Consider the following 14,632-nt stretch of genomic DNA (forward strand, 5'->3'; position numbering starts at 1 on the left):
GCTTGTAGATTCGCGACATCCCGGACCGGGGGAGGAGCCTGGACCATAGACTGTCCCCGTGGACCACGAATTCAAGGGAATCCTGTACCCCGCACGCCTGCCCGAGTTCCACCGGCTGCCTGCGCCCGCAGAGGTGGCCGAGCTGGTCCAATGGTTCTGGATCCCGGAGTGGGACATCGAGCCCGGGCGGTCTTCGCGGCAGCAGGTGCTGTCTTTTCCCGCCTCCAACCTGGCAATCCAACGCGACGTGGTGGAGTTCGCCGGCCCCACCACCACGGTCTCAAACCAGGACCTTGCCGGGCGGGGCTGGGCAGTTGGCGCCCTCCTGCAGCCGGCTGCGGTGCCGCTGTTTACCGCCAATCCTGCAGGGCTGCGCGACGCCAGGCTGGAGGTTGCGGCACCCGGGCTGCGCGGCGCCGTCGTGCAGGCCATGGAGATTTCCGACGGCGGGAGGCGGCGCGCGCAGGCGGTTGCCGTGGTCGCGGAATGGCTGGCGGAGCAGTCGCCCAAAGTCTCCGATGAGGCGCGGCTGGCGAACGCCATGGCCGCGCTGATTGCGGGGAACCCGGCACTGGTGCGGGTCGAGGACGTGGCGGAGGGGCTGGCGGTGTCTGTGCGGACGCTGCAGCGGCTGGCGAAGAAGTACGTGGGGCTGGGCCCGGCTGCGCTGATCAGGCGGCGCCGGCTGCAGGAGGCAGCGGACCGGGCCCGCAGTCATCCGGAAATGGACCTGGCCGAGGTGGCGGCGGAGTTTGGCTACGCAGACCAGTCGCACCTGGCCAACGATTTCCAGCGGGTCCTGGGCTTTGCGCCCAGCAGCTACCGGCGGCATTCAGGGCAGGGGTGACGGGCTTTGTGACGGCGCGTGAACGCCCGTGACGTACCGCGTCGATTGGCTTCCGCCCGCGTCCCCGGCGTCCCTAGCCTAGGGAAATGACAAAATACACAGCACCCAAAACGCCCGAAGAACCGACCCCCGGAAGCGCCTCGCCGCTGAAGACAACCCGCGTGGAGGCGGGCGCAAAACCCCGGCGCAAACTGCGCGGACTGGAGATCGCGGCGCTCGTGGCCGTGGTGGCCCTGGTGGGAGCCGGGGCGGCAGTGGCCGCCGTGAACGCCGGACGCAACACTGCGCCTGACCAGCCCGCCGCCGCAGCCCCCGCCGCCGAGCTCCGGCTCGGCTACTTTGCCAACGTCACCCACGCACCGGCCCTGATCGGCGTCAACGACGGCATCCTCGCCAAGCACCTGGGCGCCACCGAACTGAAAACGCAGGTGTTCAACGCCGGCCCCTCAGCCATCGAGGCCCTGAACGCCGGGGCCATCGACGCCGCCTACCTCGGCCCCAACCCGGCGATCAACTCCTTCGTGAAGAGCGGCGGCGAGTCCATCCGCATCGTCGCCGGGGCCACGAGCGGCGGCGCGCAGCTGGTGGTCAGGCCCGAAATCACCTCGGCGGCCCAGTTGCGCGGCAAGGTGCTTGCCAGTCCGCAGCTGGGCGGCACGCAGGATGTTGCCCTGCGGTCCTGGCTGGCCGGGGAGGGCCTGGCCACCACGCCCAGCGGCGGCGGCGACGTCACCATCAACCCCACCGACAACGCCAGCACCCTGAAGTTGTTCCAGGAAGGCAAGCTCGACGGCGCCTGGCTGCCGGAACCGTGGGCCTCCCGCCTGGTGTTGCAGGCCGGGGCCAAGGTGCTGGTCAACGAGGCCGACCTTTGGGAGGACGGCGACTTCGCCACCACCATCCTGATTGTCAGCAAGGCCTTCCTGAAAGAGCACCCGCAAACCGTGGACGCCCTGCTGGAAGGGAACAAGGAGTCCATCGACTGGCTCAACGCCCACCCGCAGGATGCCGCGGCCTCTGTCAACGCAGCCCTCAAGACCGCGGCCGGCAAGGAACTGCCCGCCGACGTCATCGACCGGTCCCTGACCGAACTGAAGTTCTCCCCGGACCCTCTGGCACACACCTTCCCGAAACTGCTGGCAGCCGGCGTCACGGCGGGTGTGGGAAAGGACGCGGACCTGTCAGGAATCTTTGACCTGGCACCGCTGAACAAGATCCTGGCCAAGGACGGGGCGCCGGAAGTCTCCGCCGCCGGCCTCGACTGAGCAGCACCATTTCGGACGGCCGGCACCCGGGCTTCCTGTCCGGTGCCGGCGGCCCGGCCACAGGCAAGGGCGCCGTCCATACAAGTGAAGGCTCGAAATATGTCCCGAATGTGACGCCGCATGAACAACCGTGACCTTGGGAGTCCCGTCCATTGAAGCACAGGCCCGGCTTTCCCTACCGTTTAACCATGACTACACGCGCAGACGCTGCCACACCGCAGCCGGCCCAGCCCTTGCGGCTCAAACGCATCGTTGCCGGGGAGAAGCCCCAGGGCACAATGCGCGGCCTGGAAATCCTGCTCGTGACCGCCCTGGTTGCCTTGATTGGCGCCGGTGCGGCCGTGGCAGGCGTCAACGCACAGGACGGCGGGGAGGCCGGGGCACCTGCCGCAGCCCCGGCCGCCGTCGTCAATCTTGGCTACTTTGGCAACATCACGCACGGCCCGGCGCTGGTGGGCGTGGAGAAGGGCATCTTCGGGGCGGAATTGGGGGCCACGAAGCTGAACACCCAGGTGTTCACCTCGGGCCCGGCCACGGTGGAGGCGCTGAACGCGGGCGCGATTGACGCCGCCTACCTGGGCCCCAACCCGGCCTTGAACTCGTACGTGCAAAGCGGCGGCGAATCGATCCGCATCATTGCCGGGGCGGCGTCGGGCGGGGCACAGTTTGTGGTCCGCCCGGGCATCTCCGACGCGGCCGGGCTCCGCGGGAAGACCGTCGCCACCCCGCAGCTGGGCGGGACCCAGGACGTGGCCCTGCGCACGTGGCTGGACGGGCACGGCCTTAAAACCACCCCCTCCGGCGGCGGCGACGTCAACATCACCCCCACCACCAACGCCCAGACCCTGCGGCTGTTCCAGGACGGAAAGATCGACGGCGCATGGGTCGCCGAACCGTGGGCCTCCCGCCTGGTGCTGCAGGCCGGGGCCAAGGTCCTGGTCAACGAGGCCGAGCTCTGGGACAAGGGCGAGTTCAGCACCACGGTGCTGGCCGTGAACAAGTCCTTCCTGGCGGCGCACCCGCAGACCGTGGAGGCGTTGCTGGCCGGGCACATTGAATCCGTGGCCTGGCTGGACAACCATCCCGGCGAGGCGGCCGGGGTGATCAACGAGGCGCTGGTTGAGGCCATCGGGCAGCCGCTCGATGACGACGTCATTGCCCGCTCGCTCGAGGAACTGGAGTTTACCTCCGACCCGCTGGCGGGAACCTTCCCCACACTGCTGGACCACGGGGTCGAGTCGGGCGTTTCCAAGCCCGCGGACCTGAACGGACTGTTTGACCTTTCATTGCTTAACAAGGTGCTACAAGCTGCCGGCGGGGACACCGTGACGGCGGCAGGATTGGGTGCGGAATGACCGAGCTGCTGATTGCCGAAACTGAAAGCCGCGGGGAAGCCGGCAGCGCAGGCCGGGCACCCGCCGTCGTACTAGAAAACCTGGGCAAGCGCTTTGGCTCCGGCGCCCCCGTACTGGAGGACATCAACGCCACCGTCCGCCAGGGCGAGTTTGTGGCGCTCCTGGGAGCCTCCGGGTGCGGAAAGTCGACGCTGCTGAACATCATTTCCGGGCTCGACGTGCCGTCCGCGGGTGCTCTCGAGGTGCCGGAGGAAGGTGCCGCGTTCATGTTCCAGGATTCGTCGCTGTTTCCGTGGCTCAGTGCGCGCGGGAACGTGGAAATGGCCCTGAAGTTGCGCGGCGTGGGGAAGGCCGAACGCCGGGTGCGTGCCGCGGAGCTGCTTGATCTGGTGAACCTGGGGCACTCGATGGACAAGCGTCCGCACGAGCTGTCCGGCGGCATGCGCCAGAGGGTTGCGCTGGCACGGTCGCTGGCGCAGGACCGGCCGCTGCTGCTCATGGACGAGCCCTTTGCCGCGCTGGACGCCATCACCCGCGACCTGCTGCACAACGAACTGGAACGGGTCTGGAAAGAGACCGGCCGGACCATCATCTTTGTCACCCACAACGTGCGCGAGGCCGTCCGGCTGGGGCAGCGCGTGCTGCTGCTCTCCTCCAGGCCGGGGCGGGTGGTGGCCGAATGGGACGTCTCCGACGAGCACCGCACGGATCCCGGCGCCGCCGGTGCCCTCACCGCCGACATCACCGCCCGATTGCGCCAGGAGATCCGCAAACATGCCTGAAACAGTAACGTCGCCCATGCTCAAGAGCGGCACGGAAGAAGAGATGCGCTCGCTCGAGGCGGGCCTGGATTCGCTGCAGTCAGAGGCCGCTGAACGGCGCAGTGTCGACTGGTCCCGGGTGCTGCTGCCGCTGGCCGCATTTGTTGTGGTGCTGCTGGCCTGGCAGTTCTACGTTTCGCTGGGGCTCCGCCGCCGCGACCTGGTGCCCGGCCCGCTGGACGTGCTGGGGTCGCTCGGCTCCCTGTGGTCCGAGGGCACGGCGTGGGAGGCCGTCTGGACGTCGCTGCAGCGCGGCATCATGGGCTTCGCCATCAGCATCGTGGTGGCCACCCCCATCGGCCTGCTGCTCTCGCAGGTCCGGTTGCTGCGGCGCGCGTTTGGGCCGCTGATTTCCGGGCTGCAGGTGCTGCCGTCGGTGGCCTGGGTGCCGGCCGCCATCATCTGGTTCGGCCTGACCGACGCCACCGTCTACTTCGTCATGTTCATGGGCGCCATCCCGTCCATCATCAACGGGCTCATTGCCGGCGTGGACCAAATCCCGCCGCAGTACCGCCGCGTGGGCCAGATCCTGGGCGCTTCACGCTGGGAGATGGCTACACACGTGGTCCTGCCGGCCGCACTGCCCGGCTACGTTGGCGGCCTCAAGCAGGGCTGGGCGTTCTCATGGCGCTCCCTCATGGCCGCTGAAATCATTGCCATGGGCGGCTCGCTCGGCTTCGGCCTGGGCTCGCTGCTGGAACAGGGCCGCCAGCTCTCCGACATGGGCATCGTCATGTCCGCGATCCTGATCATCCTCTTCGTGGGCATCCTCGTGGAGCTCGTGGTGTTCGCACCAGTGGAAAAGCGCCTCCTGCGCGGGCGCGGCCTGCTCGCCGGCAGCACGCGGTAGCCCCGCCGCCCCTGAACCGGCAATTTATGCCATTGAGGCGTCGCCGGCGCCAACACTGCGGGCCCACGCACGTCGCGCGGACAACGGCTCGCCTCGGCGCGCGGACAAAGGCCCCCTCGACGCCTCGAAACCACAATCATGGCCCCCAAAAAGCTGAATTTTTTTGGGGGTCATATTTGTCTTGTGTGGGCTCGTTGGCACGGCACCCAATTGTGACTCCACATGACGCCGCATGAACTGGTGTAACGCGCCCCTTGTCCGCAGATATTGCACTTCTCTAAGGTCTCTCTTATGGCAATTGTGGATCTTTACCCAACGTCGCTCCGGCTGCTCGGCCGCCCCGTCCTGGTGGTGGGCGGCGGCACGGTCGCGTCCCGCCGCGCCAAGGCCCTGCTCGACGCCGGAGCCCAGGTCACGCTGGTGGCGCCGGTTCTCAGTGCCCCGGCCCGCGCACTGGCCGACGCCGGCCTGCTTACCTGGCACGCCCGCGGCTACGAAAGCGCCGACATGGCCGGCGCCTGGTACGCGGTGGCCGCCACAAACAACAAGGGCGTCGACGCACAGGTCGCGGCCGATGCCGAAGCCAACCGCACCTGGTGCGTCAATGGCTCCGATGCACAGGAATCTGCAGCATGGACCCCGGCCGTTGCGACGGTCCAGGACATCAAGGTGGCCGTCAACGCCGGGGGAGACCCGCTGCGTGCCGTGGCCATCCGCAACGCCATCGCAGCATCACTTGAAACAGGGGAGCTGCCTCTGGGAAGGTTCCGGGACACTCCTGCGGCGCAGCCCAGCCGCAGCCGGGACCGCAGGGGAAGCGTTGCACTGGTGGGCGGCGGCCCCGGCGCCGAGGACCTCATCACGGTGCGCGGGCGCAGGCTCCTGGCCGAGGCCGACGTGGTCGTGGCAGACCGGCTCGGCCCACGCGGCCTGCTGGAAACCCTGGGCGCACACGTCAAGGTCATCGAGGTTGGCAAGACGCCCGGCCACCACCCCGTGCCGCAAACGGAAATCAACGCGATCCTGGTCCGTGAGGCCCAGGCCGGCAACAGGGTGGTCCGGCTCAAGGGCGGGGACCCCTACGTCCTGGGCCGCGGCGGTGAGGAAGCCATCGCCTGCCGTGAGAACGGCGTTGACGTGGAGGTCGTCCCCGGCGTCACCAGCGCCGTCAGCGTCCCGGCCGCCGCCGGCATCCCTGTCACGCACCGCGGCCTGGCCAAGGCGTTCACCATGATCAGCGGCCACGAGGAACTCGAGAACGTCCCGCACGGCAGCGACCACACGGTGGTCCTGCTCATGGGCGTGGGCACCCTCAACCGTTCCATGCCGATCCTCGAGGCGGCCGGCCGCGGCAGGGACTGCCCGGTGGCCATCATTGAGAACGGCTACGCCAAAAACCAGCGCGTCACCATCGGCACGCTCGGCACCATTGCAGCCCTGGCCCAGGCGGCGCAGGTGCGCAACCCGGCCGTCGTCGTCGTGGGCGACGTGGTGCGGGTCAGCCCGCTGGCACCGGCCGAACTCGCGACCGACTTTTACGGCACGCGGGAAACTACCAGAACTCTCTCCTAGACTTATCCCTAAGCCCCTTTGAAACCCAAAGAAATGAGCACAGCTGTGTCATCAACCACTTCAGCAACGCCCGGAACGCAGGACCGCCCGCTGCGCATTGCCGTCATTGGCTCCGGCCCGGCAGGCGTCTACGCGGCGGACATGCTGACCAAGAGCGAGGAAGTGCGCGACGGCCTGGTTGTCAGCATCGATCTCTTTGACCGCTACCCGGCGCCGTACGGCCTGATCCGCTACGGCGTGGCACCGGACCACCCGCGCATCAAGGGAATCGTCAACGCCCTCTACAAGGTGCTGGACCGCGGCGACATCCGCTTCTTCGGCAACGTGGACTACGGCACGGACATCTCGCTTGAGGACCTGCAGCACCACTACGACGCCGTCATCTTCGCCACCGGCGCCATCAAGGATGCGGACCTGAACATCCCCGGCATCGAGCTGGACGGCTCCTACGGCGGCGCCGACTTCGTCTCCTGGTACGACGGACACCCGGACGTCTCCCGCGAATGGCCCCTGACGGCCAAGGAAATCGCCGTGATCGGCAACGGCAACGTCGCCCTCGATGTTGCCCGCGTCCTGTCCAAGCACGCTGATGACATGCTCGTCACTGAAATTCCCGACAACGTCTATCAGGGCCTGTTGGCCTCGCCCGTCACTGACGTGCACATCTTCGGCCGCCGAGGCCCCGCCCAGGTCAAGTTCACGCCCATGGAGCTGCGCGAGCTCAGCCACTCCAAGGACGTCGACATTGTCCTGTACGAGGAGGACTTCGACTTCGACGAGGCTTCCGACGCGGCCATCAAGACCAACAACCAGGTCAAGACCATGGTCAACACGCTCACCAACTGGCTGGTGGAGCAGGAAGACGACGCCGCCAACCCCGCCACGGGTGCCTCGCGCCGCCTCCACCTGCACTTCCTGCACAACCCGGTCGAGATCACGGGCACGGATGGCAAGGTTTCAGGCATCAAGTTTGAGCGCACCGAGCTCGACGGCACGGGCAACGCCCGCGGCACCGGCGAGTTCATCGACTACCCCGTCCAGGCCGTGTACCGCTCCGTGGGTTACTTCGGCTCGGCCCTGCCGGACGTTGAGTTTGACCACCAGCGCGGCGTTGTCACGAACGACGGCGGACGCGTCCTGGGCGCCGACGGAACCCACGTGCCGGGCATCTATGCGACGGGCTGGATCAAGCGCGGTCCCGTGGGCCTGATCGGCAGCACCAAGGGCGACGCACTGGAAACCATCACCCACCTGCTCTCCGACCGCGACGGGCTGCCACTGGCTGCCACCCCGGCCGCCGACGCAGTGGTTGAGCTGCTCGATTCACGCGGCGTGGAATTCACCACCTGGGAAGGCTGGCTGGAACTCGACGCACACGAGAAGGCACTCGGTGCCGCAGCGTCCGAGGACGGCCCCGTGCAGCGCGAACGCATCAAGGTGGTCCCGCGTGAGGACATGGTCAACGTCTCCCGCGGCGCCTCCATCGTCGGCTAGCTTCAGCCGGATCCACCAATGCCGCCCCCAGCGGGCCGTGCCGCCGACATTTCGGCGGCACGGCCCGCCACGGGCGGCATTTTTTATCGACGCCATCGCAGCAATGGCTGGTTTTCCATGGACGCCATCGCAGCAACGGCAATGGTGGCATTTTGCCGAACGCCATCGCACCTGATCTCTCGAAGGGACGCGGCGGGAGTGCCGGGCATTGCCAGGGGCCGTCAGTCCAGCGGAACCGGGGTGACGGCGCCGGTGTTCCGCCCGCCAAGGTCGCGGGATGCGCTGGCGGGTCCGGTGGCCGTCAGCAGCCATGCCAGCACCACCTGCACGGCAGCCACCGCCACCAGCAGCATCAGCGGCACAGTCCAGCCGCCGCTGAGGGTGTGCGCCAGGCCCAGTCCGAACGGCCCCAGCGTCCCCAAAAGATACCCTACCGACTGGGCGACGGTTGACATGGCGGTGGCCTCCGCCGTCGTACTGCCGCTCTTGCTGATGACCACCAGGACCAGCGCAAACACGCCAAAGCCAAATCCGAGCAGCAGCGCCGGGCCCACGGCGGCCTGGGCGGGGAGCACAAGAAGTGCGATGGCGCCGAGCAGGTAGGAGCCGCTGGCGAGCATGAACGCCAGGCGCAGGCCGCCGGGCCGTGCCGCGATGGCGAGCAGTCCGATGTTTGTCACGACGGTGACCACCTGGGCCAGGCCCAGCATCAGCCCGGCGGTGGCGGGGTCGAGCCCGCCGTCGATCAGGATCAGCGGCAGCCAGCTGATGATGGAGTAGGCGGCGATTGCCTGGATGGTGAAGAAGGCGGTGATGAGCAGGCCCTGGCGGGTTTTCAGCAGCTTCCACGGGGAGGTGGCCGGGCTGGGCGCCTGTGCGGGGCGGCGGTGGGCGGCGAGGGCGACAGGGATGAACGCCAGCAATGTGACCACGGAGAGGATTGCCCAGGCGGCCAGGCCCAGCGACGGCGAACCGAGTTTCATGGCGAGCGGGACGCTGACGGCGGCGGAGGTCGTGGCGCCCAGCGACATTGTGATGGTGTAGACGCCGGTCATGGCGGCGGTGCGGCTGGCGTAGTGCTCGCGGATGAACGACGGCATGGCCACATTGCACACGGCCAGGCCGGACATGCTGACCACTGTGCCCAGCAGCAGCATGCCCACGCTGGGGACGGCGCGCAGGGCCAGGCCCGCCGTCAGCGTGGCCAGGGCTATGGCGATGGCCTTCTCAACGCCGACCAGCCGGACCAGCCAGGACGTCGCGGCGCCGGCAATGGCGAAGCTGAGCGTGGGGATTGAAGGAAGGAGTGCCGCGGTGAGCGGGCCGTATCCGAGGACCAGCTGGAGGTCGTGGTACAGGGCCGAGGCGCTGGAAATGCCCGCGCGCAGGTTGAGCCCGATCAGCACAATGGCAACAATTCCGACCACCGCCACGAGCTTTTTTCCGGGTGCGGGAGCCGTTGCGGACTGACCGGTCTTGGGTGCGGAGGAAGCGGGCTGGGGGTGCTGGAAAGGTTGCGACATTGCTTTAACCGTAAGACGTCCCATGTCTAAGGCTCCGGAATTAGTAAAAACAGAAAATTGGTTTTAATGGTGGAATTTCTTGCCAAGGCGTCGTAATGTGGGGCTCAGGTGCCTTTGTGTTGTGATACATGGCACGGTCTCGATTTTTTGGATTGCCGTTGGGGGTGAGCGCGGTGGACAGTGGGCAGGCTACATTGCCGCTGGCCGGTTCCTTGGCGCGCGCAGTCCGCATCGCCTTGGGCGTTTCCCTCTTTCTGGCGTTGTTTGTCCTCCTCGGTTCCACCGGCGCATCTGCCTCGACCACATCGGATCCCCAGCCCGCCCCGCGTCACGGCCTCCTCTCCGGAATCCTGAACCCCGTTGTGGGCGTCGTCGACCAGACGCTGTCGCAGGTTCCCGTGGTCAAGGACATCACCGGCCCCGGCACCGTGGGCAAGATCACCGCACCCGTCACCGGGCTCACGGACCACGTTGAAAACACCCTCACCCAGGTGCCCGTCGTTGAGAACGTTGTGTCCCCGGTCCGTGAGGTCGCCACAACTGTTGTCCCGCCCGTAACCGACGTCGTTTCGGCCGTCACCACACCCGTCCTTGGCGCCGTCGGGCAGGCAACCGCCCCCGTCGTTGAGGTGGCGGCGCCGGTCCTGGACCCCGTCACCACGGCAGTTGCCCCCATCGTTGGCGGCGTCACCGACACCGTGGCCGGCGTTACCGGAGGGACCTCCGGCGTGGTCGTGGAGGTCGTCGACAACGTCGTTGCCCCCGCCATCCCGGCCATCCCCGGCGTGACCGTCCCGCCGGTTTCCCCTGAGAGCCCGACGCCGGCCACTCCCGTCACGCCTGCTGCTCCCGTTGCGCCTGTGGTTCCGCAGGAGCCCGGAACCCCGGGTGCACCTTCGGTCCCTGGGACGCCGGCCAGCCCGGACGCGCCCGCTGCCGTTCCCTCAGCCCCTGTGATTTCCGGCGAGGCCGGTGCTGTTGTGCCTGGCAGTGTCCCGCAGGGTGCCGACGGCCTCACAGGCCAGCAGAATTCTTCCCCACAGCAGGATCAGGCTGTTGATTCCGAGAAACTGCCAAAGGGCAACCGCACCGAGGCCGCTGGCCAGGATGCATCCGCCGAGGCAGTGAGCGTGCATGCTCCGGCCGCACCGAGCAGCCGCGACGTACTGGCCCGGTACTTTGCTCCATCCGCCATGCCGGGCACTTCCACTGCAACAGCGACGCCCGCCCAGACGGTGCTGGCAGTTCCGGGCGGCAGCGCCCCCTCAGCAGTGTGCGGCGCGGATGACAGCCGCACGTCCGTGGGACCGTGCGCGCCTGCCGTGGCCACCGGCCCCGCATCAGCCCCGTCGTCAGGCGTGTCATCGGCCGGTGCCGGCGGTTCAGGCGCCACCGGCGGAGCCGCCGCTGCCCACGAAAACACCTCCGAGCTTTTTCTACTTGCAGGAGGGCCCGCGGCGTTGCCCAACGTCGACTGGCCACTCCCTGCCTCCCAGCCCTCCGACCCGGGCTCAACACCTGACTAGATGACCTCTGCCCTCCCGCCTATTGCCGGGACGGCCACGGTCTTACCTTGGACTGCGCACGCAGACAAGGCCAAAAAATCTTAGTCAGGAGTTGGACATCATGCATGTCATTATTCGTCGATCGCTGTGCTCAGCGGTCTTTGCCGGAGGGCTGCTCGCCCTCGGCGCTGGTGCGGCAAGTGCCGCAGACCAGCCAACCACAGACACCACCCCGGCTGCGCAGTCCGCGGTTTCGCAGACCTCATCACAGGCCGACACTGCCAGCCAAGGCTCCAAGGGCCTGCTGGGCGGGCTGCTCACCGGCGTGGTTGGGGGCGCGCTGGACAACGTCCAGGTTGCGGTGCCCGTGACGGTTCCGGTGAACGTATCGGGCAACGCGGTTGGTGTTGCCGGGAACGCTGTTTCCAAGAACTCTGCGGCAAGCAACACCACCGCGGCGCCTGCCGTTGAGCAGTCGGCGGCACCGGCTCCCGTTCCCGGGCCGGCCGACACCAGCCTCCTCGGCGGGTTGGCCGGCGACATCCTGGGCAACGTCCAGGTCTCGGTGCCCGTGACTGTACCCGTGAATGTATCCGGCAATGCTGTCGGCGTTGCCGGAAACGCCGTTTCCGCGGATTCCGCAGCGAGCAACACCACCGCGGTGCCTGCCGCTGAGCAGTCGGCGGCACCGGCACCCGCTGCACCGGCACCGGCCGACACGAGCCTCCTCGGAGGGATCGTTGGCGATGTTCTGGGCAATGTCCAGGTGGCCGTTCCCGTCACGGTTCCGGTCAATGTTTCCGGCAACGCGGTGGGCGTTTTGGGCAACGCCGTTTCCTCGGATTCGGCAGCAAGCAACACCACCACGGCACCTGCCGTTGAGCAGGTTGCCGCACCGGCACCCGCTGCTCCTTCGCCCGCTGACACTGGCCTGCTCGGAGGGATCGTTGGCGACGTTCTGGGCAATGTCCAGGTGGCCGTTCCCGTCACGGTTCCGGTGAACGTTTCCGGCAACGCGGTGGGCGTTTTGGGCAACGCAGTTTCCAAGGACTCCACGGCAACCAACACCACCACGGCACCTGCCGTGAACCAGGAATCCACAACCGGTGGCGCTGCCGCAGCGCCTGCCGGTGACGGAGGCCTGCTCGGCGGGCTCGTTGGCGACGTTCTGGGCAACGTCCAGGTGGCCGCTCCGGTCACGGTTCCGGTGAACGTTTCCGGCAACGCGGTGGCTGTTCTGGGCAACGCAGTTTCAACCGGATCGACGGCCGTCAACGTGGTGGTCCCCGGGATCCCGGCCACGCCGCTGACTCCGGCAACGCCGGTTGTGCCTGCCACGCCCGTCGTCCCGGCTACGCCAGTAACTCCGGCGACGCCGGTGACCCCGGCTACCCCGGCCACGCCTGCCACCCCTGCCACCCCTGCGACGCCTGCCACTCCCGCGACGCCGGCAACCCCGGCCACGCCTGCGACGCCCGCTACCCCGGCGGTCGTCGTGCCGGTAGGCATCACGGCACCTGCAGGCACAGTGGTTGTTGCTGAAGCAGTTCAGGTGCACCCCATGGGATCGGCTGTCCAGCCCCTGGCATCAGCCGTCCAGCCGGTGGGAGCAGCGCTTCCTGCCCAGCTGGCCTACACCGGCACCGGTTGGTGGCCGATCCTGTGGAGCGTGCTCGCGTTGTTCGCAGGGTTTGTGCTGCTGCGCCTGCGCAAGGTGCAGCCGACAGTCGCCCGCATCTAGGTGACGCGCCACGGTTGGTGCGGGAAGCGGCACAGCAGCCGGTTCCCGCACCAACAGGCATGCCGTCCCTGGACGGGGAGAAGCAATCCCCGTCCAGCGGGGAGAACGATCCGCCCAAGTACTGTCAGGACGGCGGGGAAATCCTGCGCACCGCGAGGGCCAGCCACAATTGGACGCGGTCCGGCGTCAGCGCGGGGTCGTATCCGGTCAACTCGGCAATCTGCGTCAGCCGGTACCTGACGGTGTTCCTGTGCAGGGACATGGCGTCAGCCACGGCGGCCACGGAACCGTTGAGCCGCAGGTACGTTTCCAGGGTGTCCAGCAGCTCGGCGCCATGGGCGGCGTCGAAGGCAGCCAGCGGACCCAGCGCCTCGGCGGCCATGTCTGCCATCGGCACGTCCTCACTGGCCAAAAGGAGGGAAGTCAGGCTCAACCGCTCCGGAACGTTGACTTCCAACCCCCGGGTGGCCGCCTCACGCGCCTCAAAGTAGCTCCAGCGCAGGCCGTTGGCCTGTGAGTAGGCGCCGCCGATCCCTACCGGGGCGGTGACACCGATGTTGTGCATTTGGTGGTTCAGGGCCCTGCCGAGGGCTGCCGGGTCTCCGGCCCCGGTCGGCACCACCAGCAGCAGTTCCTGCCGCCCTTCGGACTGGATGGTGGCAGTAACGGCTTCCTCCAGGCCCGCGGGCAGGCTGATGGTGGCCAGTGTGGCAAACCTGTTCTCGTCGCAGCTTGCCAGCAGCACAAAGTTCTTTGCCGAGGGGGAGATGCCGAGATTTTCCAGCCGGGCGGCGGAGTCGGCCGGTTCCAGCGTGCCCCGGATGACGTCGGAGATGACCTGCCCGGCGATCTGCCGTGCCGCCTGGCGCCGCTGCATCAGGTTGTTCAGCTCGATGCTGATCAGCCCGCGTGCATAGTCAACGATCCCGTCGTCGTGAAACGGCTTGCGCAGCCAGAGCGTGCTGGCATCCCGCTTGCCTGTCGACAGCGCAACCGCATGCCAGGCGCCGTCGTCCGGAATGGTGCCCGGATCCGTGGAGGAGACCACGCCGCCGTACTGGGTGATGAGCAGCTCCGAGCCCACCATCGCCGAGAGCTTGGCCAGCAGCGCCGGCAGCCCGCCGCCGGTCAGCAGCGCCCGCGCCAGCACCTGGTGCTCACGGAGCAGGCGCTCGAGCTTGATGTAGTGGTCGGATGAAAGGGCGTCGGCCACGAGCTTGCCGATGGCGATGAACGGGGTGCCATACGGGACCTCCACCACAGGCACGCCCCAGCGGTTGGCCTCCGCAATGAGGGCAGGCGGCACCGCGGCGTGTTCAAAACCAATGCCAAAGCCAATTCCGACGGCGCCCGCCCGCTTGATCTGTCGGACAAAGGAACGCTGTGCATCGGCGGTGCCCTGCCGGGCCCCCGTGGTCAGCACCAGTTCCCCGCCGCTGAGGAACGATTGCGGATTCTCCAGCTCGGTGACGGCCACCCAGTCAATGGCGGCGGTCAGAGGTGTGCGGCTGGAACCCATGTTCTTGAGCGACAGTGTGGGTGTGCCCAGGAGGTCCGCCAGTGAAAGTGCCATGCATCAACTATACAAACGCACTACAGCGAACGGGTGCGGTGGTGCAGATGGCTATTCGGTTCGACTGGGTGCTCAGCCTAAGCTGT

The 14,632-nt window shown here is 67.7% G+C and carries 11 protein-coding genes; 9 read left to right on the forward strand and 2 right to left on the reverse strand.

Annotated elements, in window-relative coordinates:
- Positions 1–58: 58 nt before the first annotated feature.
- The 7 genes from JOF48_RS09815 (at position 59) to JOF48_RS09845 (ending at position 8,204) form a co-directional block, all read left to right on the forward strand.
- Positions 59–847 (forward strand): helix-turn-helix transcriptional regulator, encoded by a 789-nt coding sequence (locus tag JOF48_RS09815; RefSeq protein WP_209680215.1) that lies wholly within the window; start codon positions 59–61, stop codon positions 845–847.
- Between the two features lie 86 nt (positions 848–933).
- A complete protein-coding gene (locus JOF48_RS09820) occupies positions 934–2,112 on the forward strand; it encodes an ABC transporter substrate-binding protein (protein ID WP_209680218.1) in 1,179 nt (392 codons plus the stop codon).
- 188 nt (positions 2,113–2,300) lie between these two features.
- On the forward strand, positions 2,301–3,467 hold the full coding sequence (locus tag JOF48_RS09825; RefSeq protein WP_209680221.1) for an ABC transporter substrate-binding protein: 1,167 nt from the start codon (positions 2,301–2,303) through the stop codon (positions 3,465–3,467).
- Positions 3,464–4,249 (forward strand): ABC transporter ATP-binding protein, encoded by a 786-nt coding sequence (locus JOF48_RS09830; protein WP_209680224.1) that lies wholly within the window; start codon positions 3,464–3,466, stop codon positions 4,247–4,249. The genes JOF48_RS09825 and JOF48_RS09830 overlap by 4 nt, the downstream gene beginning before the upstream one ends.
- Positions 4,242–5,138 carry an ABC transporter permease gene (locus JOF48_RS09835; protein ID WP_209680227.1) on the forward strand — a complete coding sequence of 299 codons (897 nt, stop codon included), beginning with the start codon at positions 4,242–4,244 and terminating at the stop codon, positions 5,136–5,138. Before JOF48_RS09830 ends, JOF48_RS09835 begins: the two co-directional genes overlap by 8 nt.
- 291 nt (positions 5,139–5,429) lie before the next feature.
- Positions 5,430–6,710 carry a uroporphyrinogen-III C-methyltransferase gene (gene cobA / locus JOF48_RS09840; RefSeq protein WP_209680230.1) on the forward strand — a complete coding sequence of 427 codons (1,281 nt, stop codon included), beginning with the start codon at positions 5,430–5,432 and terminating at the stop codon, positions 6,708–6,710.
- A gap of 33 nt (positions 6,711–6,743) precedes the next feature.
- Positions 6,744–8,204, forward strand: a complete 1,461-nt coding sequence (locus tag JOF48_RS09845; RefSeq protein ID WP_209680233.1) for an FAD-dependent oxidoreductase — start codon at positions 6,744–6,746, stop codon at positions 8,202–8,204.
- 221 nt (positions 8,205–8,425) lie between these two features.
- Here the strand turns inward: JOF48_RS09845 and JOF48_RS09850 are convergent, their stop codons facing one another.
- The gene (locus tag JOF48_RS09850; RefSeq protein WP_209680235.1) at positions 8,426–9,727 is read right to left on the reverse strand and encodes an MFS transporter; all 1,302 of its coding nucleotides are present in this window, start codon (positions 9,725–9,727) and stop codon (positions 8,426–8,428) included.
- A gap of 212 nt (positions 9,728–9,939) precedes the next feature.
- Here JOF48_RS09850 and JOF48_RS09855 point away from each other — a divergent pair, with 212 nt between their 5' ends.
- Together JOF48_RS09855 and JOF48_RS19615 are read left to right on the forward strand one after the other, a co-directional pair.
- Positions 9,940–11,253 carry a hypothetical protein gene (locus tag JOF48_RS09855; RefSeq protein ID WP_209680238.1) on the forward strand — a complete coding sequence of 438 codons (1,314 nt, stop codon included), beginning with the start codon at positions 9,940–9,942 and terminating at the stop codon, positions 11,251–11,253.
- A 100-nt stretch (positions 11,254–11,353) separates the two neighbouring features.
- Positions 11,354–12,973, forward strand: coding sequence for a hypothetical protein (locus JOF48_RS19615; RefSeq protein ID WP_245346480.1), 1,620 nt, complete (start codon positions 11,354–11,356; stop codon positions 12,971–12,973).
- Between the two features lie 124 nt (positions 12,974–13,097).
- On the opposite strand, the gene JOF48_RS09870 is transcribed toward JOF48_RS19615, so the two are convergent.
- Entirely contained in the window at positions 13,098–14,546 is a 1,449-nt protein-coding gene (locus JOF48_RS09870; RefSeq protein WP_209680247.1) for a PucR family transcriptional regulator, read from the reverse strand.
- Between the last annotated feature and the right edge of the window lie 86 nt (positions 14,547–14,632).

This window comes from Arthrobacter stackebrandtii, assembly GCF_017876675.1.
GTDB lineage: Bacteria > Actinomycetota > Actinomycetes > Actinomycetales > Micrococcaceae > Specibacter > Specibacter stackebrandtii.

What these genes read in the sequence shown, in the direction of transcription:
- JOF48_RS09835 (WP_209680227.1), top strand. Translation starts at nt 4,242, where the DNA reads ATGCCTGAAACAGTAACGTCGCCCATGCTCAAGAGCGGCACGGAAGAA.
- JOF48_RS09845 (WP_209680233.1), top strand. Translation starts at nt 6,744, where the DNA reads ATGAGCACAGCTGTGTCATCAACCACTTCAGCAACGCCCGGAACGCAG.
- JOF48_RS19615 (WP_245346480.1), top strand. Translation starts at nt 11,354, where the DNA reads ATGCATGTCATTATTCGTCGATCGCTGTGCTCAGCGGTCTTTGCCGGA.
- JOF48_RS09825 (WP_209680221.1), top strand. Translation starts at nt 2,301, where the DNA reads ATGACTACACGCGCAGACGCTGCCACACCGCAGCCGGCCCAGCCCTTG.
- JOF48_RS09830 (WP_209680224.1), top strand. Translation starts at nt 3,464, where the DNA reads ATGACCGAGCTGCTGATTGCCGAAACTGAAAGCCGCGGGGAAGCCGGC.
- JOF48_RS09870 (WP_209680247.1), bottom strand. Translation starts at nt 14,546, where the DNA reads ATGGCACTTTCACTGGCGGACCTCCTGGGCACACCCACACTGTCGCTC.
- JOF48_RS09850 (WP_209680235.1), bottom strand. Translation starts at nt 9,727, where the DNA reads ATGTCGCAACCTTTCCAGCACCCCCAGCCCGCTTCCTCCGCACCCAAG.
- JOF48_RS09820 (WP_209680218.1), top strand. Translation starts at nt 934, where the DNA reads ATGACAAAATACACAGCACCCAAAACGCCCGAAGAACCGACCCCCGGA.
- cobA (WP_209680230.1), top strand. Translation starts at nt 5,430, where the DNA reads ATGGCAATTGTGGATCTTTACCCAACGTCGCTCCGGCTGCTCGGCCGC.